Genomic DNA, 23082 nt, shown 5'->3' on the forward strand with positions numbered 1-23082 from the left:
AGGAGCGACATCCCATGATCGAGATCCGTTCTTTTCGTGATCTTCTGCGCCTGTTTTTCATCTTCCGCCACGAGTTCAAGCTGGCGGCCATCGCAGCGCTGGTGATTATCCTGCTCGGCGCTTTCCTGCTGCCGGCCAAGTACGAGTCCACCGCACGCCTGCTGGTCAAACCGGGGCGTGATTCGACCCTGCCGATCGAGATCAGCAACCGCCAGGCGCTGGTGATGCCCAGCACCCAGCGCGACCCGATCGTCGATGAGGAGCGCCTGCTCACCGGGCGTCCGATCGTGCGTGCGGTGGCCGAGCACTACCTGGAAGTGATCAACAATGCGCCGCCGCCCGAAGGCTTTTTCAAAAGCGCCAAGCATTACCTCAAGCAAGGCGTGGGCGCAGTCTTCGATGGCCTGCGCGTGGTTCTGGAAACCCTCGGCGTGGTGGAAAAAACCACCCCGGTGGAACGCCTTGCCGCCGGCCTGGAAAAAAGCTTTGAGGTGAGCCACGCCGCCGGCTCCACGGTGATGGACATCAGCTTTACCTGGGGCGACCCGGAAATTGCCCAGGCGGTGGTCAAGGACTGGGTCGAGACCTACATCAACGAACGCACCCAGGCCCTGGGGCGCAAGAGCCTGTATGCCTTCTACGAAGGCCAGGTGAATACCAGCGCCACCGAGATCAAGAGCTACAAGGAGCAGATCCTCAAGCACCTGAACGAGATCGGCGCGGCGAGCATCACCGACCGCCTGGAAGACTTGTCCGAGCGCATCAACGTGCTGCGCGGCGAGACCTTCAACACCACCCGCCTGATCGCCTCGTCCGACAGCGCCATCGAGAGCACGCGCAACCAGCTCAAGGGGCAGCCCAAGGAAGTCACCACGGTGCGCCAGATCGCACTGAACCCACAGCAGCAGGACTTGCGTCGCCTGCTCAACCAGAAGCTGCTGGAACGCGCCGACATGATGCGCACCTATACCGACAACGCACCGCCGGTCAAAGCGCTGGATGCGTCGATTCGCGCCATGCAGGCCCAGGTCGCCAACGAGAGCAACACCGTGCAGGCCTCGGAGAACCGTGCGCCGAACACCCTGGAAATCCACCTGCAGCGGGTGCTGCTGGATGAGTCGAGCAACAACCTGGCCCTGCGCACCCAACTGGTTCAACAGCAGAAGCAACTGGTCAACCTCGAGGACCAGCGCAAGCAGGCCCTGGAGATCGAGCCGGAGCTGGCGCGCCTGTCCCGTGAGCTCAGCGCCACCGAGCGCAACTACGCGCTGTACGTGGACAACCTGGAAAAATCGCGCATCGACCGCGAGCTGGACAACAGCCAGATCAGCAACATCGCGGTGATCGAAGAAGCCACCCTGAACCCGGGTCGGATCTTTCCGAAAACCCTGTTGATGCTGGTGTTGGCGATTCCGTTTGCAATCGTCGTCGGCCTGCTGGTGATCTACCTCTGCTACCTGCTCGACCAGCGCATTCACGACGGTGGCCTGGTGGAACGCAAGTTCGGCTTGCCGCTGTGGACCACCCTGCCGGAGCTGGACACCACCACCGCGCAAAGCGCCAATGCCTTCAATGCAAGTATCTACCGGCTGTACAGCCTGTTGCAGCCCGACCGCATTGCCGAACGCGGCCTGACCCTGGGGCTGACGTCGGCGCGCCATGGCGAAGGCGTGACCTTTGTGGTGGAACAGCTGCGCCTGTTGTTGCGCGAGAACGGCATCAATGTACGGGTCGGCGGGCTTGAAGCCGCCGCTCCGGGCGAAGTGGTGCTGCTCGACGCCTCGGCCTTGCTCGACAACCGCGAAGCCTTTATCACCTTGCGCCGCGCCGACCTGATCGGCCTGGTGGTGGAAGCACGCAAAAGTACCGTGCCGGTGGTCGAGCATGCGCTGTCGATCCTCAATACCGCGTTTGGCAAGGTCGACGGCATCATCATCAACCGTCGCAAGTTCGAAGTGCCGAGCAAAGTGCTGCAGACCATCGCCAAGTACCGGGGAGCGTTCTGATGCGTATCGCCCTGCTCGCGCCCTTGCCGCCGGAAAAAAACGGCATCGCCGACTATGCGAACCACTTTCGCACGGCGCTGGAGCAGCTTGGGGTGACGGTGCTGACGCCGTTGGCCGGGGTGGCGGGCACTTCCGAGGCGATCAAGCACGCGGTCGCGACGTTCAACTGGCAGACCGTGGACCTGGTCCACGCCGAGCTGGGCGGCGGGCGCCTGGGTGAGTTCCTGGCCCTGCGCGAGTTGCGCAAGGCCTACTCGCACTTGCCGCTGACCGCCACCGTGCACGACCCGGAGCGCATTGTGTGGCGCCGTGAACGCCTGCCGTTTCCGCTGAACCTGCTGGAGCGCTTGCCCAGCCCCTTGCCGCAGGCGGCCGTGGTGCTGGCCGACCCATTGACCCTGCGTGAGGAACGCCAGGTCGCCAAGGGCCTGACCCGCCTGGTGACGCTGACTCGCCTGGGCGCCGATTGCCTGCGCCTGCGCATGCAACTGCCGCCCGGCAAGGTGGCCGTGATCAACCATGCCAACCTCGCCGTGCCACCGGCACCGCTGCCCGCGCTCGACACCCTGCGCCTGCTGTATTTCGGGTTCATCTACCGCGGCAAAGGCATCGAAGACCTGGTGCAGGCGCTGGCCGATGTCTTCGCACAGGCCCCTGAACTGCGCGGCCATGTGCGCCTGACGCTGGCCGGCGGCACGGCGGCGGAAATGGCCTTTGGCGCCGGCGGCAACTACCTGGAGCAACTCAACAGCCAGATCGCCGCACTCGGCCTGACCGACGCCATCGACTGGCGGCTGAACCTGCCGGCCGACGAGATTGCCCAGACCATCCAGGCCCATCATGTGATGGTGCTGCCCTACCGCGAATCGAAAAAACTCGGCCTGCTCGGGCGCCAGCGCGGCACCAGTGGCGCGCTGTCCTGGGCCGCCGCCTGTGGGCGCGGAGCAATCACCTCCGACGCACGCGCGTTTGCCGAGGAAGTTGCCAGTGGCAATGGCGCCATCTACCCCGAAGGCGATGTGGCGGCGCTGGCCGAACAATTGCTGCGCCTGGCGCGCACGCCGGCGCTGGCCAGGGACTGGGCCGAACGCGCCGGCGAGATCGGCCGTGAACGCCTGTGGCCGCTGACCGCGCAGAAGTTCACCGAAGTGTTTGCCGAAGCCATCGCAGGAGCCCGCCATGGCGCGTAGACAAACGTTCCTTGCCAGCCTCGCGGTGGTCGCCGTGCTGGGCCTGACCGCCGTTTTGTGGGGGCGCCAGGCGGATGCCGAAAGCCATGTGCTCAAGGGCAACAAGACCGTGGTGTGGAAGGACTTTTTGGGCGTGAACGCACAGTTCCTGTGGTTCAGCCCCCAGCGTTACCAGATGCAGATCGACCGTCTCAAGGACCTGGGCCTGGAGTGGGTGCGCCTGGACCTGCATTGGGATCAGTTGGAGCCGGCGCAGAACCAGTATCAGGTGGCAACCCTCGATCAACTGGTCGGCAAGCTGCAAGACAATCAACTCAAGTCGGTGTTCTACCTGGTGGGTTCGGCGCCCTTCGCCACCACCGCGCCGGCCGGTGCGCCCTATCAGGACCAGTACCCGCCCAAAGACCCGAACGTGTTCGCCAACCGCATGGCGCTGCTGGCCCAGCGTTACCCCAGCGTCAACGCCTGGCAGGTGTGGAACGAACCGAACCTGCTGGGCTTCTGGCGCCCGGTGGCAGACCCGGCCGGCTACGCCACGCTGCTCACCGCCAGCGCCGCCGCACTGCGCGCGGTCGCCCCGAACACCCCGGTGGTGGCGGCCGGCATGGCGTTCTTCAGCGAAATGCCCAACGGCCAGACCATGTTCGACGCCCTTGCCGCGCTGGGCGTGGCCAGCCTGAACACCGTCGTGTCCTATCACCCCTACACCCAATTGCCCGAAGGCAACGATCCGGCCAACCTCGACTTTATCGCCAAGACCACCCAGCTCAACCAGGCCCTGCGCAACGGCGGCGTGCAAACCTTGTGGAGCACCGAGTGGGGCTGGTCGACCTACCCCGGCCCCAAGGACGCCCAGGACATCATCACCCAGCAGGGCCAGGCCGATTACGTGGTGCGGCGCCTGGCGCTGATGAGCGCGCTGGATTACGACCGCATCTTCCTGTTCACCTTGAGCGACCTCGACCAGCGCGCCAGCGTGCGCGACCAGTTCTACGGGCTGCTGGACATCGACGCCAACCCCAAGCCGGTCTACACCGCGCTGAAGTATTTCCTCGACGTCAGCGGGCCGTCGCTCACCCCGGGTGACCCGCCGGTCGCCGACGCCTTGCCCGACGGCCTGTTCAGCATTGGCTGGACGCGTGCCGATGGGCGCAAGGTGTGGTTCTTCTGGTCGGCCGAAGGCGGTAACGCGCACTTGCCCAACCTGGCCAGCGCCACCCTGTACGACCCGTTGCGCGGTACGCAAACCCCGGTAAGCGGCACCAACGGCCTGACCGTACCGGTCAAGCCGAACCTGCAAATCCTGTTATGGGACTGAGGCCTGCCATGCGCATTTTATGGATCCTGCCCTACTCGCCCTGGCCCGCCACCAGCGGCGGCAAGACGCGCCAGTTCCATCTGCTGCGCAGCCTCGCCGCGCGGGGGCACCGGATCACCTTGCTGCTGCATGACAAGCACCCGGTGTCGCTCGCCGACCGCCAGGTGCTGGAGGCGTTTCTCGAGCAACTGATCGTCCTGCCGCGCCGCCCGCTGCGCAGCGCCACGACCCTGTTGGCCGGGCTGTTTGCGCCCTACCCGCTGCTCGCCAGTGTGAATGGCCTGTCGGGCGCCTTGCAGGACACCTTCAACAGGTTGCTGGATGAGCACTGGGATGTGGTGCAGATCGAGCACACCTACACCTTCCAACCTTACGAAGATGCGCTGGCACGCAAATCCCAACCGTTCGTGCTGACCGAGCACAACGTCGAATCGGCCCTCGGCGCCGCCACCTACGACCGTCTGCCGCGTTGGGCGCTGCCGTTCATTCGCTACGATCAATGGCGCTATGCACGTTGGGAGCGCCGGGTCATGCGCCAGGCCACACAGGTAATCGCAGTGACCGACAGCGATGCCCAGGTGCTGGAAAAAATCGCCGGCAAGCCGGTGCCGGTGGTGGTCAATGGCGTGGACTGCGACCACTTCGCCGCCGCCCGACCCGACCCTTCGACACGCCGCGTGCTGTTCCTTGGCAACTACGAATACGCGCCGAACGTGGACGCCATCGAGTGGGCCCTGGATGACATCCTGCCCAAGGTCTGGGAGCGCTGCCCGCAGGCGCGCATGAGTGTCTGCGGCTTCGGCATGCCGGCCAGTTGGCGTGAACGCTGGCAGGACCCGCGGATCGAATGGCAAGGCTTCGTGCCCAACCTGCTGGCGCTGCAATCGAGCTGTTCGGTGTTCCTCGCACCGTTGCGCCATGGCGGCGGCTCCAAGCTCAAGGTGCTGGAAGCCCTGGCCGCCGGCCTGCCGCTGGCGAGCACCGCACAGGGCGTGTCGGGGCTGGACTTGGTGGAAGGCCTGGACTACCTCGGCGGGCAAACCGCTAGCGCCTTGGCGGACGCGGTGGTGCGCCTGTTGCAGTTCCCCGATGCCGCCGAACCGATGGGTGAAGCCGGCCGCGCCTATGTACGCCGCGCCCATGACTGGAGCGTTGCCGCCAGCCAGTTGGAGCAGGTGTACGCGAGCCTTTTACCGCTCACGCACAAGGAGCCCGCATGCGTGTAGGCCTGGATTACCGCACCGTCGGCACGTCGCCGCAATCGGGCATCAGCCGCCAGGTGTATGCGCTGGAAAGCGCCCTGCGCACCTTCCCAGGCATCGAGCTTGAGCGCTTTACCGTGGCGCCGCTGGGCGACGAAACCCGCTTGAAGGCCCATTGCCCGGCCTGGGGCTGTGCCAAGACCGCCATGCACCAACCGCAGAATCGCCTGCGTTTCGAGGCTGGTTTTTTGCCACGCGCCTTGCGTGAGCAGCACATCGACCTGTACATCAGCACCTTCAATATGGGCCTGCCGTTGCCGCCCAAACCCAAGGGCCTGCGCAGCGTGGTGCTGTTGCATGACCTGTTCCAGATCACCTTGGACAACTACCACGCCAACCGCCTCAAGGCGCTGATCTACAAGACCAGCGATCGCCTGTCGATTGCCTACGCGGTGCACAGCGCCGACCGCGTGTGGACGCCGTCGCAGTACAGCGCCGATGAAACCGCGCGGCTGTTTCCCAAGGCTGCGGGCAAGATTCGCGTATTGCCCAATCAGGTCGACGCCTTTGCCGAGCTGGCAGCGGACCTGTCGGCGCGCCAACTGCCGGAGCGCTACTGGTTGCTGGTGGGCACGCGCGAGCTGCGCAAGAACGTGCCGTTTCTGGTCGATGCCTGGCAGCAGGCGCGACGCCAGGCCCCCGGCGTGCCGGAGTTGGTGCTGGTGGGCAGCCTGGAACACCTGCCCGAGTCCCAGCGCACGCTGCCGGGGATTCGGGCGCTGAGCGGTGTGTCGGATGCCGAGTTGCATGCGCTGTACCGGCAGGCGTCGCGCCTGTGGCAACCGTCTTACGCCGAGGGCTTTGGCCTGCCGGTGATCGAAGCCCTGAGCGTCGGCACGGCAGTGGCAGTGGCCAGCGGCACCTCGCTGGATGAAATCACCCCGCCGTCGGCGCCACGTTTTTCGCCTACCGACGGCCCGGCGCTGGTGCAGTTGATGGTCAGCCTGGCGCAGCAGCCTATTGAAGAATCCGCCGCGCAACGGCGCCAATGGGCGGAGCGTTTCAACCATCACGCCTACCGTCGACGCCTGGCCGAACTGATCGAGGAACTGAAGTGAGAGTGAATCTGGCAAGCCTCGTGGCGGTGCTCTTCGGCCTGCTGTTCGGCGCCCTCGCCCTGCTGCTGTCACCGGCCAAGGCCTTCCTCGCCGTGGTCGGCCTGGCGGGCGCGGTGACGATCCTGCGCTTTCCGTTCTGGGGCCTGTTGCTGTTTGCCCTGGTGGCGACGTTCATGCCGTTTTCGACGATCAACCTGGGCATCCGCAGTACCGTCAGCGAAGCGATCCTGGCGCTGACCTGGGGCGCCATCCTGTGGCACAGCTTTCTCGCGCGCCTGCCCGACACACCAGGCCTGGCGCGGCGCCCCACCGACCAGATGCTGTTGTGGCTGATGCTGTTCAGCGTGTTCCCGTTCATTGTCGGCCAGGTCACCATCCATGCCGACACCAGCGGCGTGGCCAACTGGCTGCGCTGGTTGCTGAACCTGTCCGGGGTGTTTATCGCGGCCAAACTGCTGGTGGACCACAAGCACCGGGAAGCGCTGGTGATCGCCCTGCTGCTGGGTACCCTGGCGATGCTGGTGCTGTCGATCGCGGTGTTTGTGCGCACCCGCTCCGGCGCCGGGATTGCGCCGATCCTGGCGCTGTTCAACTACGCCAACTTCGACATGCTCAAATTCGGCCTGGAGGCGATGTCCTCGCGCATGGGCTCGCCGTGGACGCACCCGAATGCCATCGGCGGGATCATGGCGCTGCTGCTGCCGTTGGCGTTCTGTTTTGGCATGACCGAACAAGGCTGGAAACGCGCTCTCGGCCTGGGCGTGGCGTGCCTGGGAGCGGCCGCCTTGCTGTTGGCGAGCAGCCGCGGCGCGATGGTCAGCCTGGCGTTGGTGCTGATGTGGATGGCCACGCGGCGCGTGCCGTACACCGGGCGCCTGTTGATGATCGGCGCGGCGCTGACCGTGGCGCTGGTGATTGCCTACCCGCCGTTGCAGGAGCGCCTGGCAACGATTTTCTCTTCGGACAACGCCAGTACCGAAGTGCGTTTCGACGAATACCGCATGTTCCCGCAGGCGGTGGCGGCCTACCCGTTCGGCATCGGCTTCAAGGTCGACCCGCCGGTGCCGGGTACGCATTTCCTGGGGATTTCCAACCTGTGGCTGAACTACATCTACAAGATCGGCATCGTCGGCATGCTGTTCTTCGTCGCGGTGACCGTGCGTTGGTGGCGTGAGGCCCGTCCGGAAAAAGGCCCGATTCGCCTGACCAAGGACAACGCCCTGTGGCTGGGCACCACCGGTGGGATTCTGTCGGCGCTGGTCAGCGGTTTGTTTGACCACTACTTCAGCTTCGCAGTGGTGATGGTGGCGCTGTTCTGGTTGATGGTCGGCATCAATGTGCTGGAGGCGCGGCGCCTGTTTCCGGCGCGCCTGCCGCAGGTCAAGACGGTGGTGTTTCGCAAGCCGCTGCTTGATGGCGCGCGTCCCTGATGCTGGGCTCGGCCGTTTGGCTGACCCTGGCGACCCTGCTGGGCCTGTGCCTGGGGTTTGCGCGTGAATGGTTGCTCGTGGCGGCGTGGGGCGCGGGTGAACGCAGCGATGCGTTTCTGATCGCGCTGTTTTTACCGGAAGCGCTGCGCATGTCCCTGGCGGGTGGCGTGCTGAGTGCCGCCGCGCTGCCGCTGTACCTGCAGCGCAAGGACGGTGAGCGCCTGGATTGGCTGGCCGTGTTGTTCCCGGCGTTGATGCTGATCGCGCTGGTCACCAGCCTGCTGCTGACGCTGCTCGCGCCATGGCTGGTGCAGCTGCTCGGCCCCGGCTTGGCGGCCAGCGCCACCGCCCTCGCCGCGAGCAATTTGCAGATCGTCGCCTGGTGCGTGCCGGGGTTGATGCTGCATGCGCTGTTCAGCATTCCGTTGCAGGCGGGCGAGCGTTTTGTGCTGGCGGGGCTGGGCTCGTTGCTGTTCAACCTGCCGCCCGTGACCTACCTCGCCCTCGCCGGCACCGCGACTCAACCGCACTCGCTGGTCCTGGCCTGCCTGGCGGGCAGCTTGCTGATGCCGCTGGCGTTGTTGCCGTCGGTGTGGCGCCAAGGCTGGCGGCCGTGGCGTTGGCAGCTGACCTTCGCGCCGCTGCGGGAGCTGGGCCAGCGCATCGGCCCGCTGTTGCTGAGCAACGGCGCCAGCCAGGGCCTGGCCCTGATCGAGCGCCTGGTGGCGTCGCTGTTGGGCGAAGGCGCGGTGACCTGGGTCAACCTGGCACGCAAACTGATGAACCTGCCGCTGATTGCGCTGATGAGCCTCAATCAGGTGCTGCTGGGCATGATGAGCCGGCGCCAGGGCGATGAGCGCCTGGCCCTGCTCAAGCGCGGCCTGGAAACCGCCAGCGTGCTGACCCTGCCCGCCGGCGTCGGCCTGGTGGCGGCAGCGCCGAGCCTGGTGGCGCTGCTGCTGCCCAAGCAATCGGCGGACTCGCCATTGCCGTTGCTGCTGGCCTGGTTCGCCGTACCGTTGGTATTCGGCGCCTGGAACGCCTTGCTCGCCCGCTACGCCTATGCCGCCGGCGACACGCGCCAGCCGTTGCGCTGCGAGTTGCTCGGGAGCCTGGTCAACGTGTTGCTGCTGGGCGCCCTGCCCTTTGTGTTTGGCCTGGCCGGAATCCCGCTGGCCGCGCTGGCCGGGGTGATCTGCACCGCGTTGCTGCTGATGCAGCGCCAGGCATTGCTCGAAGCCCTGCCCTGGGTGCGGCAATGGCTGCTCAGTGCACTGGTGATGGGGTTGGCGGCGCTGGCACTGTTTCGTATTGAAGGCGTGTGGCTGCAACTGGGGTTGAGCACCTTGGCCGGCATCCTGGTGTTGCTGGGGATGGGACTATGGCTCAAGCCCTGGCGCAAGGCATGACGGCGTGCCAGTTCCTGCCAGGGGCTGTGCGGTTCACAGAGGGAGGATGAACAGGTGAAACATCGTTGGATTCAAATGGATATCGCCAAAGGCATCGGCATCCTGGTGATCGTGTATGCCCACAGTTGGTTTGTCGCCACGTCCCCGGACTTGATGTACCCGATCCTGGCGTCGTTCGTGCTGCCGTTGTTCTTCTTTCTGTCCGGGGTGCTGTTCAAGCCGGAGCAGCCCTTCGGGGAGATGGCCGTGCGCAAGGCGGATGGCCTGCTCAAGCCGTTTTTCTTCACCATGCTGGTGTATGTGATCGTGCGCGATGTGCTGCGTGGCCAACCGCTGCTGCCGGACATCGGTGGCGTGCTGTATGCCTCGGTGGACACCATCCCGTGGCAAGCGATGTGGTTCCTGCCGCATTTCTGGGTGGCGATCCTGTTCAGTTGGGCGGTGTTGCGCCTGATCCAGCGCCTGCCGCTGGCAGTGAGTTGCGCGCTGACCCTGGTGCCGCTGCTGGTGGGCATCTGGATGCTGCCGTTTTTCTGGCAACTGCCGGTGACCGTGGGCGGACAAACCTGGGTGCTGCCCGGCCTGCCCTTCAGCCTGGATATCACCCTGATCAGCAGCGCCTGTTTCATCTACGGCTACCTGCTGCGCAATTGGCTGCGCACCCATGCGGGGTCGCTGCTGACCTTGTTGGTGTCGGTGGTGTTGTTCGCCGCCGTGTTCCTCTATCGGGGCGACACCATGGACCTGGCGCAGCGTCGCTACGACCACTGGCTGTGGACCAGCCTGCTGGCGGTGATTGGCGTGTACGTGTGCTGGGCGCTGGCGCGGGTGCTGATGGTGTCGGCGCTGATCACGCGGGTGATGACCTATATCGGCCAGTCGACCCTGATCCTGTTGATCTTCCATGGGGAGATCCAGCACAAAACGTTTGACCTGATGGAGCGCCTGGGCCTGCCGCCATTTGTCGCGGCCTGCATCGGTTTTGTGGTGGGGGTTGGGGTGCCGTTGTTGATCGGGGAAGTGATCAAGCGCGTGGCGTTCTTGCGGTTTTTCTACTTTCCGTTTCCGCAGCGTAAAGTTTCTGAACCGCGCACCTGAAGCCTGTGTGGCAAGAAAGCTTGCTCCGGCTGAGGTACGCAGCGCCGCCAAAACGCTTGCGGCTGCTGCGCCGTCGAGCGGGAGCAAGCTCCCTCCCTACATAAGCGCTTCGATCAGCGCTGGGTCAGCCAGCGCCTTGGGCGCAGGTCAATCATCCAGTTGCTGTTGCGGCGCGGCATGCTTGGCCGGCTTACCCGCCTTGGCGCCTGGCTTCGCGGCCGGGGCGGCAGCGGGTTCAGGCTCGGCCGGGGCGGCCATTTCTTTCTCGGCCATCGGCATCTGGTCGATCGCGCTGAAGAATTCCTTCAGGTCGAGGGTATCCGGTGGCACGGTCTTCTCGACTTTCTTCTCGCCATCCTTGCCAACCAGGATCACCTTGGTGCCGCTGCCGGCGCCCAGCTTGAGGGCACGGATCAGCGCATTGGTTTCAGGCGGCGTGAGTTTCTTGTTGTCCTTGGGGTCCTTGGCGAACTTCTCGCCCTCGGCCCCAATGCTGCCGAACTTCACGGTGTAGAACACCATGCTGCGCTCTTCAAAGGCTTGCTTGGTGGCCGGCTCTTCCAGCTGTTTCTTCAGGTCCGTCAGCGCGGCGTTCCCGGAGTCCAACTCCACCACCACCAGCGGCCGGGACTTGCCCAAATCCTGCTTGAGCGGGTTGATATCATCAGCAGCCAACAGCGGCCCCGTAAAAGCCATCAAGGTAGCCAGGGTCAGCGACCGGATGAGCATGCGCACCTCCTTTTAATTCCATGCAGGGTTCTTGAGTTTCATGTCTGCGACAGTCAAATTCAAGGATGATTCCTACACCACTTTAAGAAAGCGTAGGCCAGGACGCCCGCTACGCAAGGGTTTGGGTAGGTTCAGGAGTCATTGTTTCTTCTGATTGCGGAAGCCCAGGCGCTGAGTTTTTCGCAGGCCGCCAGCGCGATTTGCTCATCGGTCTTGCCTGGATAGTGGCGGTCCACGGCGTCTGCGGCGATCAGCCCGGCAATCAGCGGCGTGCCCACCGCATCGGTCAAATCCAGCCACTCGCCCCAATTGGCGGGCGCGTCGTACCAGCGCAGGTAGCCGTCCTCGGACGCCGGCCACCAACGCTGATCGAACTGCAGCACGACTTTTTCCAGGCGGCCCATGGTGAACAGCTCCAGGGCGTGGCGATACGTCGCCGGCAAGTCCGGGGTAAAGCTCAATTGCTTGAGCACCGGTATCGGCACCGTGCAGATGCAGGCATCGGCATCCCGATCATCCACGCGCACACCGTGCTCGTCCCAGCTGATGTGCTGCACAGGGTGGTTGAGGTGGATATCCAGGCCGCTGGCAGCGTCTGCCAGCAGTTGCCCGTAACCGTGCGGCAAAAACTGGTCGCCATGGCCGACGCCCTCCTCGTCAAGCGTCTGGGTCGACAGCTGGTCCAGGGGCAAACCGGCTTCGAGGATCAAGTTCGCGTCGATGGCATAGCGTGCCGCGCGGCGCTCGCTGGCGGTCAAGGTGGCCAGGTAGCGGTCGACGCCGGGCGCCAACGGTTGCTGACGGTCGATGGCCTGTTTGAGTCGGGCATAGGCGCGGTTGATGTCCGGCAACGGGCCGTCCCACGCGGCGGCCAATGGCTGCGAGAAGTCCGTCGGGCGCCGCTCCAGGCCCAACTGCTCGGCACGCCGCGCCAGCGGGTTGATCGCATACTGCTGCAACCAGGCGGCGCCCACATCTACCATTTGCCCACCGAGGGCTACGCTGTGCACTCGCCCGCCGATGCGGTTACGCGCCTCGAGAACGCGCACCGCCACGCCCTGCGCCTGCAAGGCGCGGGCAGCGCCGAGGCCGGCAAAACCGGCACCGATGACAATCACCGTTCGAGCCGAGGTCGCGATCACCGCATTGGCTGCGCGCAGCCCGCTGTCCCAGGCGCTGTGGGTCATGGCCGAGTGATCGTGGTTGAAGGCTTCGCCAGCAAGAAACAGACGATTATCAATCGGCGTTGACAACAGGCGCCGCAGGCTCGGCTCGCCACCTGGCAACAACGCGCTGTAGGCGCCCTGGCTGAAGGGGTCATCGCACCAGCGCGTGACGTGCCACGCGACAGGCCGCAGCGCGGTCATTGCGCGGGCCAATGCCGCGCGAATACGGGGGCCACGACGGGATCGGCATCCACTTGCGCAAGGCTCTGGGCAAAACCCGGCGCCAGGGCGGCCAGCGCTTCGCGCGCCGCGTCCCAGCGCGACACCGCCGCCGCCATGATGCCCAGCGCATTCGGCTCGCCGCTGGGCGCAAACAACTGGTCGGCAAACTGGTCGGCAAACACCACCCAGGCCTGGTGCAGATAGCGCCGCGTGCCGGTGATCAACTGGTTCTGCACCACGGGTTCGGCCTCGCCCAGCCAGCGTTGCGGATAGTCGATGATGCCAATGGCCGAATAACAGTTGGCGGCGATGTACACCAGGCCGCGCAGGATCTGCCCACGGTTGCCCACCAGCAGGTTGGCGTCGGGGTATTCCACGCCCAGGTGGATCAGGATTGCCGCACTCTCCGTCAACACCTGGCCATCAGGGGTGACCAGCGTGGGGATCTGCTTGAGCGGGTTGATGCGGGCCAGGGCGTCGGTGCCCGGGCCTTCCTGCCAGGAACTGGCATCCACGCGGTGCCACTCGACCGCGCAACGCGCCAGGGCGATCTCGATCATGCAGGAGCCGGACTCGTCGGTACCGTAGAGCGTGTACATGGGCCTTTCCTCCTATCGCCGCAGCTTCGCCTGCAGGTTGGCTTTCACCTGCGGCCATTCCGAATCGATGATGCTGAAACGCACCGAGTTGCGCTTGCGCCCGTCGGGCATGATGCGTTCATGGCGCACGATGCCTTCCTGCACGGCGCCCAGGCGCAGGATCGCAGCACGGGATTTTTCGTTGAGTTCATCCGTGGTGAACTGCACCCGCACGCAGTCCAGCACCTCGAAAGCGTAGGTCAGCAGCAGGAGCTTGGCTTCGGTGTTGATCGCGCTTTTTTGCGTCGACAGCGCCAGCCAGGTGTGGCCGATCTCCAGCTTGCGATTGACCCGGTCGACCTTCCAGAACCGCGTGCTGCCGACCACCTGGCCGGTGTCGCGGCGCACGATGGTGAACGGGATCACGCTGCCCGCAGCACGCCCGGCCAGCGCGGTATCAATGTATTGGTCGACGGTGCCGGGGCCCGGCACGTTGGTGACCTTGAGGTTCCACAGCTCGCCATCGGCGGCGGCGTCGAGCAAGGCGGCCTTGTGTTCGGGTTGCAGGGGCTGGAGTTCGACTGTAGTGCCGGTCAAGGTAATGTGAGTCATGGGAGCTGCGCCGTCGGGTGGTCGTCAGTGACCAAGAGTGCAGGCTCGCGCAGTGCCTCGGCAAGTGTTTTAGAACAGGCCCATTTGCCCGCCGACCAGAGTGCCGAAATCGTCATTCACGAACGGCAGGATCGCATCGGCCACCGGCTGCAGTTGGCGGGTGACGTAGTGGTCGTAGTCAATCGGCGCCTGGCGCACCTCCAGCGGTTCGGGGCCGTTGACGCTGATCACGTAGCTGATCCAGCCGCCGCGCTGGTACTGGCGCGGACGCCCGAGGCGGTCGTTGTATTCATCGGCCAGGCGCGCGGCACGCACGTGCGGCGGCACGTTGCGCTCGTAGTCATCCAACTGGCGGCGCAGGCGCTTGCGGTAGATCAGCAGCTCATCGAATTCGCCGCTGAGGGTACGGCGTACGTAGTCGCGAATGTAGTCCTGATGGGGCTGGCGATGGAAAATGCGCTGGTACAACTCCTGCTGGAACTGCCGGGCCAGGGGCGACCAGTCACTGCGCACGGTCTCCAGGCCTTTGTAGACCATCTCTTCGCTGCCGTCGCGGCGCACCACCAGGCCGGCGTAGCGTTTCTTGCTGCCCTCCTCCGCGCCGCGAATGGTCGGCATCAGAAACCGGGTGAAGTGGGTTTCGTACTGCAGTTCCAGCGCGCTTTGCAGGCCGTATGCCGTACGCAGGTGCTCACGCCACCAGGCGTTGACGTGCTGCACCAGCGCGTGGCCGATGCGGCTGGCGTCCTCTTGAGTATGCGCACCGCCGAGCCAGACGAAGGTGGAGTCGGTGTCGCCGTAGATCACTTCATAGCCCTGCGCTTCGACCAGCTCACGGGTCTGGCGCATGATCTGGTGGCCGCGCATCGTGATGGACGACGCCAGCCGCGTATCGAAAAACCGGCAACCACTGGAGCCGAGCACGCCGTAAAAGGCGTTCATGATGATCTTCAGCGCTTGGGACAGCGGCGCGTTATGTTCGCGCTTGGCCTCTTCGCGGCCTTCGGACACCCGCGCGACGATGGCAGGCAGGCAATGGCGGGTACGCGAGAAACGCGCACCACGAAAGCCTTCCACAGAGGTGCTGTCGTCGGGGTGCTTGAGGCCTTCGATCAGGCCCACCGGGTCGATCAGGAAACTGCGGATGATCGACGGGTAGAGGCTTTTGTAGTCGAGCACCAGCACCGATTCGTAGAGGCCGGGGCGCGAGTCCATGACAAAACCGCCGGGGCTGGCCTCGGGCGGCTTGTCGCCGAGGTTCGGCGCAACGAAGCCCTGGCGGTGCATCAGCGGCATGTACAGGTGGGTGAACGCGGCGACTGAGCCGCCGTTGCGGTCAGCCGGCAGCCCGGTGACGCTGGCGCGTTCGAGGAGGAACTTGAGCAGCTCGGTCTTGGCGAAAATCCGCGTGACCAATTCACAGTCCTTGAGGTTGTAGCGCGCCAGGGCGGGCTTGTCCTCGGCGAACATGCGGTTGATTTCGTCCATGCGCTGGTACGGCGTGGAGATGTCCTTGCCCTCGCCCAGCAGGGTCTGCGCGACGTTTTCCAGACTGAAGGACTCGAAGCTCCAGGTGGCCGAGCGCAGGGCCTCGATGCCGTCGATGATCAGCCGCCCGGCCGCGGCGGCGAAGTAGTGGTTACGGCTGCCATGCTCGCGCCAGGTCATCGGTTCGCCGCCGCGCCCGAGCAACAGCGGCACGCCCAGGCGCTGGGCATGTTCGTGGAGCACGCGCAGGTCGAACTGCACCACGTTCCAGCCGATGATTGCATCGGGGTCATGGAGGGCAAGCCATTGGTTGAGGCGTTCGAGCAGTTGGGCGCGGGTGTCGCAGTAATCGAGCTTGAAGTCCACCGAGTCGATTTTATTCGGCGGGCCGAGCATGTACACCTGGCGCTCGCCGCAGCCTTCGAGGGCGATGGAATAGAGATCGCCCTGGGCGGTGGTCTCGATGTCCAGCGACACCAGCTTCAGCGGCGGGCGGTAATCGGGCGCGGGTTTCATCTGCGCGTCAAGCAGCGTGCCGTCGGCATCGGCGACGCCGCCGAACCACACCGGGGCGGTGATGAAGCGCTCCATCATGTAGCGCTCGGGCGGGCGCACGTCGCCTTCGTAGACATCCACCCCGGCGGCACGCAGGCGTTTTTCCAGGTCCATCGCCTGGCGGTGCTGGCGCGTGTACAGGCCCAGCACCGGGCGATGGTGGAAGTCGCACAACTGCAGCGGGCGCAACTCGATATCGCGCTCGCCCTTGAGCAGCCAATCCAGCGGCTTGCGATGGGCCTCGGGGATAAACATCACCGAGGTCTGCACGGGTAGGCGGATACACCGTGGCCCGTGGTCGGTGGCCAGCCAGAAACTGACCTCCGTGCCCGCCGGGGTATCGCGCCAATGCCGGGTCAGGACAAAACCCTGCTGTAAATCCACCGTACCGCACCTCAGGAATCGCTTTCAGGGCGTGATTCTACTCGGCATCCGGGCAAACGCGATGGGCGATGGCATTTATCCGCCAACCCGCGCAGCAGGACACTGCGCGGGCCGCTGGTCGGCCGTCCGCGCAGGCACGCTCACGCGCTTCACAATTTTGTTGCAGAACATTAATAACAATCACTATCATTCGCACCGGAGTCGTATCCGCGCAGCGAGGACGCGCAACGTTGTTGCCCTTTTCCTCACCACTGACGGTTCGCCGTCCGGATCGACCATGCCCACCCGTACCCCATTCGCCGTGCCGTTTCGCCCGACCCTGCTCGCCCTTTGCTGCTCCCTGAGCCTTGCCGCTCACGCCGCAACCCCAGCCACCCCGCAGGATGCGAACCACAGTCAGGATGGCAACACGCTGGAACTGGGCGCCACCAACATCAACGCCGACGCCCCATCGCCCGGCGCCCTGCCCCCGGTATATGCCGGCGGCCAGGTGGCACGCGGCGGCCAGTTGGGTGTGCTGGGCAACCAGGACATCATGGATGTGCCGTTCAGCATGTCCTCCTACACCGAGAAACTGATCCGTGACCAGCAGGCCGAGACGGTTGGTGATGTCCTGCTCAATGACTCGTCCGTGCGCCAGGCGTCAGGCTTTGCAAACCAATCCCAGGCGTTCGTGATTCGTGGCCTGCCGCTCAACGGCGACGATATTTCCTTCAACGGTTTGTACGGCATCCTGCCGCGCCAGTTGATGTCCACCGACGCCCTGGAGCGGGTCGAAGTATTCAAGGGCCCCAACGCCTTTATCAACGGCGTGACGCCGAGTGGCTCGGGCATCGGCGGCGGTGTGAACCTGCAACCCAAGCGTGCCGATGACGTGCCTTTGCGCCGCTTCAGCACCGATATCAGCAACGATGGCCGCATCGGCGAACACCTGGACATCGGCCAGCGTTTTGGCGAAGACAATCGGTTTGGCGCACGGGTGAATATTTCCCAGCGCGAAGGCGATACCGGTGTGGACGACGAGAGCCAGCGTTCGAAGCTGTTTTCGGTCGGCCTGGATTATCGCGGTGATGCCCTGCGCCTGTCCGGCGACTTTGTGTATCAGAAGCAGCAAGTCAACGGCGGGCGTAACTCGGTGTTTCTCGGCCCGGGCCTGACCAGCATCCCCAACGCGCCCTCGGCGGACACCAACTACGCGCCGAAGTGGGACAACACCAGCCTGGAAGACACCTTTGGCATGCTGCGCGGCGAGTACGACCTCAATGACAATTGGACCGCGTATGTCGCGGGCGGCGCCAAGCACACCCGCGAAATCGGCCGCTATTCGTCGCTCACCGTGATCGACGCGCAGGGCAATGCCACCGTGAGCGGCTCCAATATCGCCCACCAGGAAGACAACACCAGCCTGATGGCCGGCCTGAATGGCAAGTTCCAGACCGGCGCCGTCAGCCACAAGCTGAACCTCGGCCTGACCGGCACCTGGACCCAGGCGCGCAACGCCTTCGACTTTGCCTCCGGCACGCAAGCGACCAACCTCTACAACCCCGTCGATGTGACAGCGCCAGCCAAGGGTGGCTTCACCTCCGGCAGCGACCTGAACGACCCGGGCATCACCGCCAAGACCTTCGCGCGCAGCGCGGCGGTGTCGGACACCCTCGGCTTTATGGATGACCGCTTGCTGTTCACCGCCGGCCTGCGTCGCCAGGAGCTGGTGGTCCAAGGTTATGAATACGGCACCGGCTCACGCAACGCCAACTACGCCAAGGGCATCACCACGCCGGTGTATGGCCTGGTGTTCAAGCCGTGGGACCACGTGTCGTTCTACGCCAACCACATTGAAGGGCTGGCATCCGGACCCACCGCCCCGGAGACCGCGGCCAATAACGCCAGGGTCACCAACAACGGCCAGACCTTCGCCCCCGCGCGTTCGAAACAGACTGAAGCCGGCGTCAAAGTCGACATGGGCACCTACGGTGCGACACTCGGTGTGTATCGCATCGAGCAGCCGACCCAGGGCTATTCCCAGCTGAATTCGGACGGCACCGCGACCTATGTATTCCAGGGTGACCAGGTCAACAAGGGCGTGGAGCTGAATGTCTTCGGTGAACCTGTCCCAGGCCTGCGCCTGCTGGGCGGCGCCACTCTGATAAACACCGAAGTCAGCGGCACGGCCAACGGCACCAACGACGGCAACCGCGCTATCGGCGTGCCGTCGTTCCAGCTCAATGCCGGGGTGGATTGGGATGTGCCGGGCCTGCAAGGCGTGAGCGTGAATGGCCGCATGTTGCGCACCGGCGGCCAGTACGCCGACGCGGCCAACAACCTCAGCCTGCCGACCTGGAACCGGTTCGACGTGGGTGCGCGCTATAACTTCAAGGTCGATCAGCGGGATGTGACGCTGGGCGCCACAGTGGAGAACGTCGCCAATACCAAGTACTGGGAATCGGCATTGGGCGGCTACCTGACCCAGGGCGATCCGCGCGTGGCGAAGTTGTCGGCGACGGTGGACTTCTAAACGTCAACGGGTGGCAGCCTGGGCTGCCACCCGTTGCAGGCTACCAGTCGTAGGACACGGCCAACGATGCCGTGCGCTCCTGCCCGTAATAGCAGCCAAAGGCATAGTTGCATGCCGAAACGTACTCGCGATCAAACAGGTTCTGCACGTTCAGGCTGGCTTCCGCGCCCTTGAGCGTGGGACTGACACGGCCCAGGTCGTAGCGGATGGTCGTGTCGTACACCACAAACGAAGGGGTTTTGAAGGTGTTGCCCGAATCGCCGTATTTCTTGCCGGTGTAACGAGCGCCCCCACCGACGGTCAGGCCTGCCAGGGCATTGCTCGCGAAGTGGTAGTCGACCCAGGTACTGGCGGTCCACGGTGCCTGGGACTCGTTGCGGTTGCCTTTATCGCCATAATTGCTCTTGGTGTAGAACGAGTCCAGGTAGGCCACCGCGCCAATCACCTCGAACTGGCCAACACGCGTCTTGCCTTCGAACTCGACACCCCGCGAGCGCACCTCGCCTTCCTGCAGCTGATACTCCGGGTACTCAATGTCGCCGGTCAGCACGTTCTTCTGCTTGATCTGGTACACCGACAACGTCAGCAATGAGCTGTCGTTGGGCTGGTATTTGACCCCCGCCTCGTACTGCTCGCCCTCCACCGGCTTGAACGCCGAGGCCCCGCGCTGTGGGGCCTGGCTGCCGATGCTGGGGAAGAACGACTCGGCGTAACTGACATAGGGCGCCAGGCCGAAATCAGTGAGGTAGGTCAAGCCGATTCGCCGAGTGAGTTTCTTGTCTTTCTGGCTGACCGTGCTGTCGGCCAGCAGGTCGCGGTTCTCGACTTCGGCCCAGTCTTCACGCAGGCCGACGGTGAGGATAAAGCGGTCAAGCTTGATTTGGTCCTGGGCGTACAGGCCGGTCTGCTTGATGGTGTTGTCCCACTTGGTGGTGAGGGTCGGCTGGCCCAGGGTGTGGTAGTTGCTGGGTTTATACAGCTCGATGATTTCTGCGCCGTACAGGTTGTAGCCCTGGTACTTGCGGGTGAACTGGCGGTAATCGACGCCGGTCAGCAGCGTATGGTCCAGCGCGCCGGTGGCGAATTTGAACTGCAGGTTGTTATCAATCGTGTAGGCAGAATTGTGCTGGCGCCAGTCGAGCTTGGTGCGGGTGGCGCGGGTGTCGTCGATGCTGTTATCCGGGAGCGTGACGAACCGGTTCAGGTAGAAGCCTTTGTAGCGGTCGTTGACGTCGGTGTAGCGCGCCGTCGAGTGGTATTCGAGGTTGTCGTTGAAGGCGTGGGAGAAATCGAAGCCGAGCACGTACTGGTCGCGGATGTAGTCGTTCCAGTCCGAATCGCCCAGGAAGGTGTCGCGGTCGATATGCCGGCCCTCGGCGCTGCGGTACAGCGTGCCAATGGCGGGCAGCGCCTGGTAGTCGGCCAGGGACTTGTCGCGCTGCAGCTGCGCGTAGACCGTCAGCGCCGTCTCGTCGGTCGGCGCCCAGGTGAGGCTGGGCGCGAGCAAGGTGCGGCTGTCGGTGGCGTGGTCGACCATCTCGTTGCCGTCACGGGCCAGGGCAATCAGGCGATAGCTCAAGGTCTTGGCCTGATCGATTGGCCCGCTGAAATCCAGCGCACCGTTGACCCGGTCATAACTGCCGATGCCAAACTTGACCTGGTGCCGCGCCTCGGTGGTCGGCCGCTTGGAGACCATGTTGATCATCCCGCCCGGCTGGTTTTGCCCGTACAACACGGATGCCGGGCCCTTGAGCACTTCGATACGCTCGAGGGTGTACGGATCGATTTGCGGGGCGCCGCCCAGGCTACCGGCGTACGGCAGGTAGGCGCCGTCGAGGTACAACAGGGTTGGCGCGAAGCCACGGCTGGCGACTTCATCGGCAATGGTGTTGCGGTCGGTATAACCGTTGGTGTCGATACCCGGCGTGTAGCGCAGGGCCTGCGTGAGGTTGCGTGCACCCTGGACCGCGACCTGGTCGGCCGTGACCACGTTGACCGTCTGCGGGATTTCCAGAATCGGCGTATCGGTCTTGGTCGCGGTGCCGCTGCGCGTGGCGACGTAACCGTCTACCGGGCCCCAGGCATTTTCCGTGGCCGACCCGGTCACGGTGGTGGGGCTCAGGTTCAGCGAATTGCCTTCGGGCAGCAGGTACAGGCTCCAGGTGCCGTTGTCGGTAATGATCAAGCCCAGCCCGCTGCCGGCCAGCGCCTGTTGCACGGCCTGCTCCGGCGTCAATTGGCCCTGGACGGCAGCAGCCCGGCGACCTTGCAGCAAGGCCGGGGTCACCGACAGGGTGCGCCCGCTTTCACGGGACAAACGGCTGAGGGTGTCACCCAGCGCGGCCGCAGGCAGGTCGAAATAATGGGTGGTGTCCTGGGCCATCGCAGGTTGGCCGATGACGGCCAGCGTAATGGCCAGCGTCAGCAGGCAAGGACGAATCATCAAGGGTGCCATAGGGGTGGATACTCGTTGTCAGGTTGGCGTTCTCTAACCCTGACTCGCGAGACGTGCGATCCCCTCATGGCCTGTGAAAATAATCGCTTATTGCACGTCAATCAGCGTCAACCACGGCCCATAGCGGCGAATGCGCAACGGGAATGTCTGGGCAAGCGATTGCAGCGTCTGCTCGGCATCATCCAGCGGGTACACCCCGTACACACGCAGCGCCGCCGCTTGCGGGCTGATGCGCAGCACGCCCCGGCGATACGGGCGCAAGGCATCGATCAGCGAGCCCAGCGGCTCGTCGCGAATGTCGACCCGGCCGTCGCGCCAATCCACCCGCCCGGCTGCCGACAACGGTACCGGCCGCACCCATTCCTCGCTGAACCACGCCGCCTGCCCCGCTTCCACGCGCCGCTGGTGACCGCCCTGGGTGGTGACTTTGACACTGTGCAGTTGCACCGAGGTCAGGCTGCCGGCGGCCTCTTGGCTGACCATGAACTGCGTGCCGAGGGCCTGGACCTCGCCCTGCGCGGTGGTGATGACAAAAGGCCGGCGGGCATCGGCGGCGACATCGACAAACACCTGGCCTTCACGCAGATGCACGACCCGGCGCTGCTCAGTGAACTGAATATCCACCGAGCTGCGCGCGTTGAGGCTCAAGCGGCTGCCGTCGGCCAACGTGAAGGTACTGCGCTCGCCGGTGGCGGTCCGCCGGTCGGCCCACAACCCGTTGAGCGGTTGGGCACGGTCGAGCAGCGCAGCGCTACTGACGCCAAACAACATCAGGGCCAGGCCGCCACGCAGCACCTTGCGGCGCGACACGGTGTCGGGCGTCATCAGCGCCTGGGACGCCGCACGCAGTTGGCCAGGGCTGTGCGCCTCGACCCGGTGCAGCGCGGCAATCGGTTGCTGCAACAGGTTGCCCACCCGCTGCCAGGCCGCCGCGTGCTCGGGGCTGGCGTGCAACCAGGCGTCGAAAGCCTGGCGCAGGTCGCGGTCCTCGCCGGCCGCCTCCAGACGCAGCAACCAATCGACGGCCTCGCGGGTACAGGCATCCACCTTGGGCTGCGTCATGCCAGCTCCGCCGATTCCGCCAGGCAATGCAGGAAAGCCCTGCGCAAATCGCGCTCGACAGTCGCCAGGGAGACATTCAGTTGCTGCGCGATCAGAGGTTGGGTCAAGCCTTCGAGACGACTCAGGATAAAGATCTGGCGTACCCGCGCCGGCAGGCCGTTGAGCAGCCGGTCAATGTTTTCCAACGCTTCGCGGACCAATGCAAGGTCTTCTTCGGAAGGGCTGTAGCACTCCGGCAGTAAAGCCAGGCTGTCGAGGTAGCTTTGTTCCAGGCGCTTGCGCCGCCAGAAACTGAACAACAGTCGGCGTGCAACCGTGCTCAAAAACGCCCGCGGCTCCTCAAGTTGGGTGAGCTGGCGCGCATCGAGCACGCGGATGAAGGTGTCCTGGGTCAGGTCTGCGGCATCCTGGGGGCACTTCAACTGACGATACAACCACGCACGCAACCACCGATGGTTATCGTCGTAGAGCGCGGCTAAAAGGGCCTTGGGATCAGTAGGTGTGGACACGCAACACTGCCAGACGTTAATGATAATTCATCTCAT

The 23082-nt window shown here is 64.6% G+C and carries 17 protein-coding genes; 9 read left to right on the forward strand and 8 right to left on the reverse strand.

All coding sequences use genetic code 11. From position 1 onward, the window contains the following. The first annotated feature begins 14 nt into the window (after positions 1-14). From C9990_RS21450 to C9990_RS21485, 8 genes are all read left to right on the forward strand, one after another. Positions 15-2006 (forward strand): exopolysaccharide transport family protein, encoded by a 1992-nt coding sequence (locus C9990_RS21450; protein WP_106804612.1) that lies wholly within the window; start codon positions 15-17, stop codon positions 2004-2006. Further along, entirely contained in the window at positions 2006-3196 is a 1191-nt protein-coding gene (locus tag C9990_RS21455) for a glycosyltransferase (protein ID WP_106804613.1), read from the forward strand. Before C9990_RS21450 ends, C9990_RS21455 begins: the two co-directional genes overlap by 1 nt. After that, complete coding sequence (locus tag C9990_RS21460) at positions 3186-4514, forward strand: cellulase family glycosylhydrolase (protein ID WP_106804614.1); 1329 nt, start codon at positions 3186-3188, stop codon at positions 4512-4514. Before C9990_RS21455 ends, C9990_RS21460 begins: the two co-directional genes overlap by 11 nt. 8 nt (positions 4515-4522) lie before the next feature. Beyond that, positions 4523-5740 (forward strand): glycosyltransferase family 4 protein, encoded by a 1218-nt coding sequence (locus C9990_RS21465; RefSeq protein ID WP_106804615.1) that lies wholly within the window; start codon positions 4523-4525, stop codon positions 5738-5740. Next, entirely contained in the window at positions 5731-6834 is a 1104-nt protein-coding gene (locus tag C9990_RS21470; RefSeq protein WP_106804616.1) for a glycosyltransferase family 1 protein, read from the forward strand. The genes C9990_RS21465 and C9990_RS21470 overlap by 10 nt, the downstream gene beginning before the upstream one ends. Before the next feature lie 2 nt (positions 6835-6836). Continuing rightward, positions 6837-8264 carry an O-antigen ligase gene (locus C9990_RS21475; protein ID WP_065907258.1) on the forward strand — a complete coding sequence of 476 codons (1428 nt, stop codon included), beginning with the start codon at positions 6837-6839 and terminating at the stop codon, positions 8262-8264. Beyond that, on the forward strand, positions 8264-9673 hold the full coding sequence (gene murJ / locus C9990_RS21480; RefSeq protein WP_106804617.1) for a murein biosynthesis integral membrane protein MurJ: 1410 nt from the start codon (positions 8264-8266) through the stop codon (positions 9671-9673). The genes C9990_RS21475 and murJ overlap by 1 nt, the downstream gene beginning before the upstream one ends. 75 nt (positions 9674-9748) lie before the next feature. After that, on the forward strand, positions 9749-10771 hold the full coding sequence (locus C9990_RS21485) for an acyltransferase family protein (protein WP_177410350.1): 1023 nt from the start codon (positions 9749-9751) through the stop codon (positions 10769-10771). A 147-nt stretch (positions 10772-10918) separates the two neighbouring features. Here C9990_RS21485 and C9990_RS21490 read toward each other — a convergent pair whose 3' ends face one another. The 5 genes from C9990_RS21490 to C9990_RS21510 form a co-directional block, all read right to left on the reverse strand. Beyond that, positions 10919-11500, reverse strand: coding sequence for a DUF4174 domain-containing protein (locus C9990_RS21490; protein WP_106804619.1), 582 nt, complete (start codon positions 11498-11500; stop codon positions 10919-10921). Positions 11501-11631: 131 nt separating this feature from the next. Then, positions 11632-12867: an NAD(P)/FAD-dependent oxidoreductase gene (locus tag C9990_RS21495; RefSeq protein ID WP_106804620.1), complete on the reverse strand. Its 1236-nt coding sequence runs from the start codon at positions 12865-12867 to the stop codon at positions 11632-11634. Continuing rightward, positions 12864-13487: a glutathione S-transferase N-terminal domain-containing protein gene (locus C9990_RS21500; protein ID WP_106804621.1), complete on the reverse strand. Its 624-nt coding sequence runs from the start codon at positions 13485-13487 to the stop codon at positions 12864-12866. The genes C9990_RS21495 and C9990_RS21500 overlap by 4 nt, the downstream gene beginning before the upstream one ends. A 12-nt stretch (positions 13488-13499) precedes the next feature. Next, positions 13500-14078, reverse strand: coding sequence for a GNAT family N-acetyltransferase (locus tag C9990_RS21505; protein WP_106804622.1), 579 nt, complete (start codon positions 14076-14078; stop codon positions 13500-13502). 69 nt (positions 14079-14147) lie between these two features. Then, positions 14148-16505 carry a DNA polymerase II gene (locus C9990_RS21510; protein WP_106804623.1) on the reverse strand — a complete coding sequence of 786 codons (2358 nt, stop codon included), beginning with the start codon at positions 16503-16505 and terminating at the stop codon, positions 14148-14150. A 277-nt stretch (positions 16506-16782) separates the two neighbouring features. On the opposite strand from C9990_RS21510, the gene C9990_RS21515 reads away from it, so the two are divergent. Continuing rightward, entirely contained in the window at positions 16783-19020 is a 2238-nt protein-coding gene (locus C9990_RS21515) for a TonB-dependent siderophore receptor (RefSeq protein WP_106804624.1), read from the forward strand. Between the two features lie 40 nt (positions 19021-19060). Here C9990_RS21515 and C9990_RS21520 read toward each other — a convergent pair whose 3' ends face one another. From C9990_RS21520 to C9990_RS21530, 3 genes are all read right to left on the reverse strand, one after another. Then, positions 19061-21475, reverse strand: a complete 2415-nt coding sequence (locus C9990_RS21520) for a TonB-dependent siderophore receptor (RefSeq protein ID WP_106804625.1) — start codon at positions 21473-21475, stop codon at positions 19061-19063. Positions 21476-21562: 87 nt separating this feature from the next. After that, a complete protein-coding gene (locus C9990_RS21525) occupies positions 21563-22537 on the reverse strand; it encodes a FecR family protein (RefSeq protein WP_106804626.1) in 975 nt (324 codons plus the stop codon). Then, the gene (locus C9990_RS21530) at positions 22534-23046 is read right to left on the reverse strand and encodes a sigma-70 family RNA polymerase sigma factor (RefSeq protein WP_106804627.1); all 513 of its coding nucleotides are present in this window, start codon (positions 23044-23046) and stop codon (positions 22534-22536) included. The genes C9990_RS21525 and C9990_RS21530 overlap by 4 nt, the downstream gene beginning before the upstream one ends. Positions 23047-23082 lie beyond the last annotated feature (36 nt).

The sequence above is a fragment of the Pseudomonas sp. S5D5 genome (genome assembly GCF_003013355.1).
In the GTDB taxonomy this organism is placed as follows: Bacteria; Pseudomonadota; Gammaproteobacteria; order Pseudomonadales; family Pseudomonadaceae; genus Aquipseudomonas; species Aquipseudomonas aylmerensis.

Coding starts and splice junctions, on each gene's coding strand:
- C9990_RS21450 (WP_106804612.1), top strand. CDS start 15: ATGATCGAGATCCGTTCTTTTCGTGATCTTCTGCGCCTGTTTTTCATC.
- C9990_RS21455 (WP_106804613.1), top strand. CDS start 2,006: ATGCGTATCGCCCTGCTCGCGCCCTTGCCGCCGGAAAAAAACGGCATC.
- C9990_RS21460 (WP_106804614.1), top strand. CDS start 3,186: ATGGCGCGTAGACAAACGTTCCTTGCCAGCCTCGCGGTGGTCGCCGTG.
- C9990_RS21465 (WP_106804615.1), top strand. CDS start 4,523: ATGCGCATTTTATGGATCCTGCCCTACTCGCCCTGGCCCGCCACCAGC.
- C9990_RS21470 (WP_106804616.1), top strand. CDS start 5,731: ATGCGTGTAGGCCTGGATTACCGCACCGTCGGCACGTCGCCGCAATCG.
- murJ (WP_106804617.1), top strand. CDS start 8,264: ATGCTGGGCTCGGCCGTTTGGCTGACCCTGGCGACCCTGCTGGGCCTG.
- C9990_RS21485 (WP_177410350.1), top strand. CDS start 9,749: ATGGATATCGCCAAAGGCATCGGCATCCTGGTGATCGTGTATGCCCAC.
- C9990_RS21490 (WP_106804619.1), bottom strand. CDS start 11,500: ATGCTCATCCGGTCGCTGACCCTGGCTACCTTGATGGCTTTTACGGGG.
- C9990_RS21495 (WP_106804620.1), bottom strand. CDS start 12,867: ATGACCGCGCTGCGGCCTGTCGCGTGGCACGTCACGCGCTGGTGCGAT.
- C9990_RS21500 (WP_106804621.1), bottom strand. CDS start 13,487: ATGTACACGCTCTACGGTACCGACGAGTCCGGCTCCTGCATGATCGAG.
- C9990_RS21505 (WP_106804622.1), bottom strand. CDS start 14,078: ATGACTCACATTACCTTGACCGGCACTACAGTCGAACTCCAGCCCCTG.
- C9990_RS21515 (WP_106804624.1), top strand. CDS start 16,783: ATGCCCACCCGTACCCCATTCGCCGTGCCGTTTCGCCCGACCCTGCTC.
- C9990_RS21520 (WP_106804625.1), bottom strand. CDS start 21,475: ATGGCACCCTTGATGATTCGTCCTTGCCTGCTGACGCTGGCCATTACG.
- C9990_RS21525 (WP_106804626.1), bottom strand. CDS start 22,537: ATGACGCAGCCCAAGGTGGATGCCTGTACCCGCGAGGCCGTCGATTGG.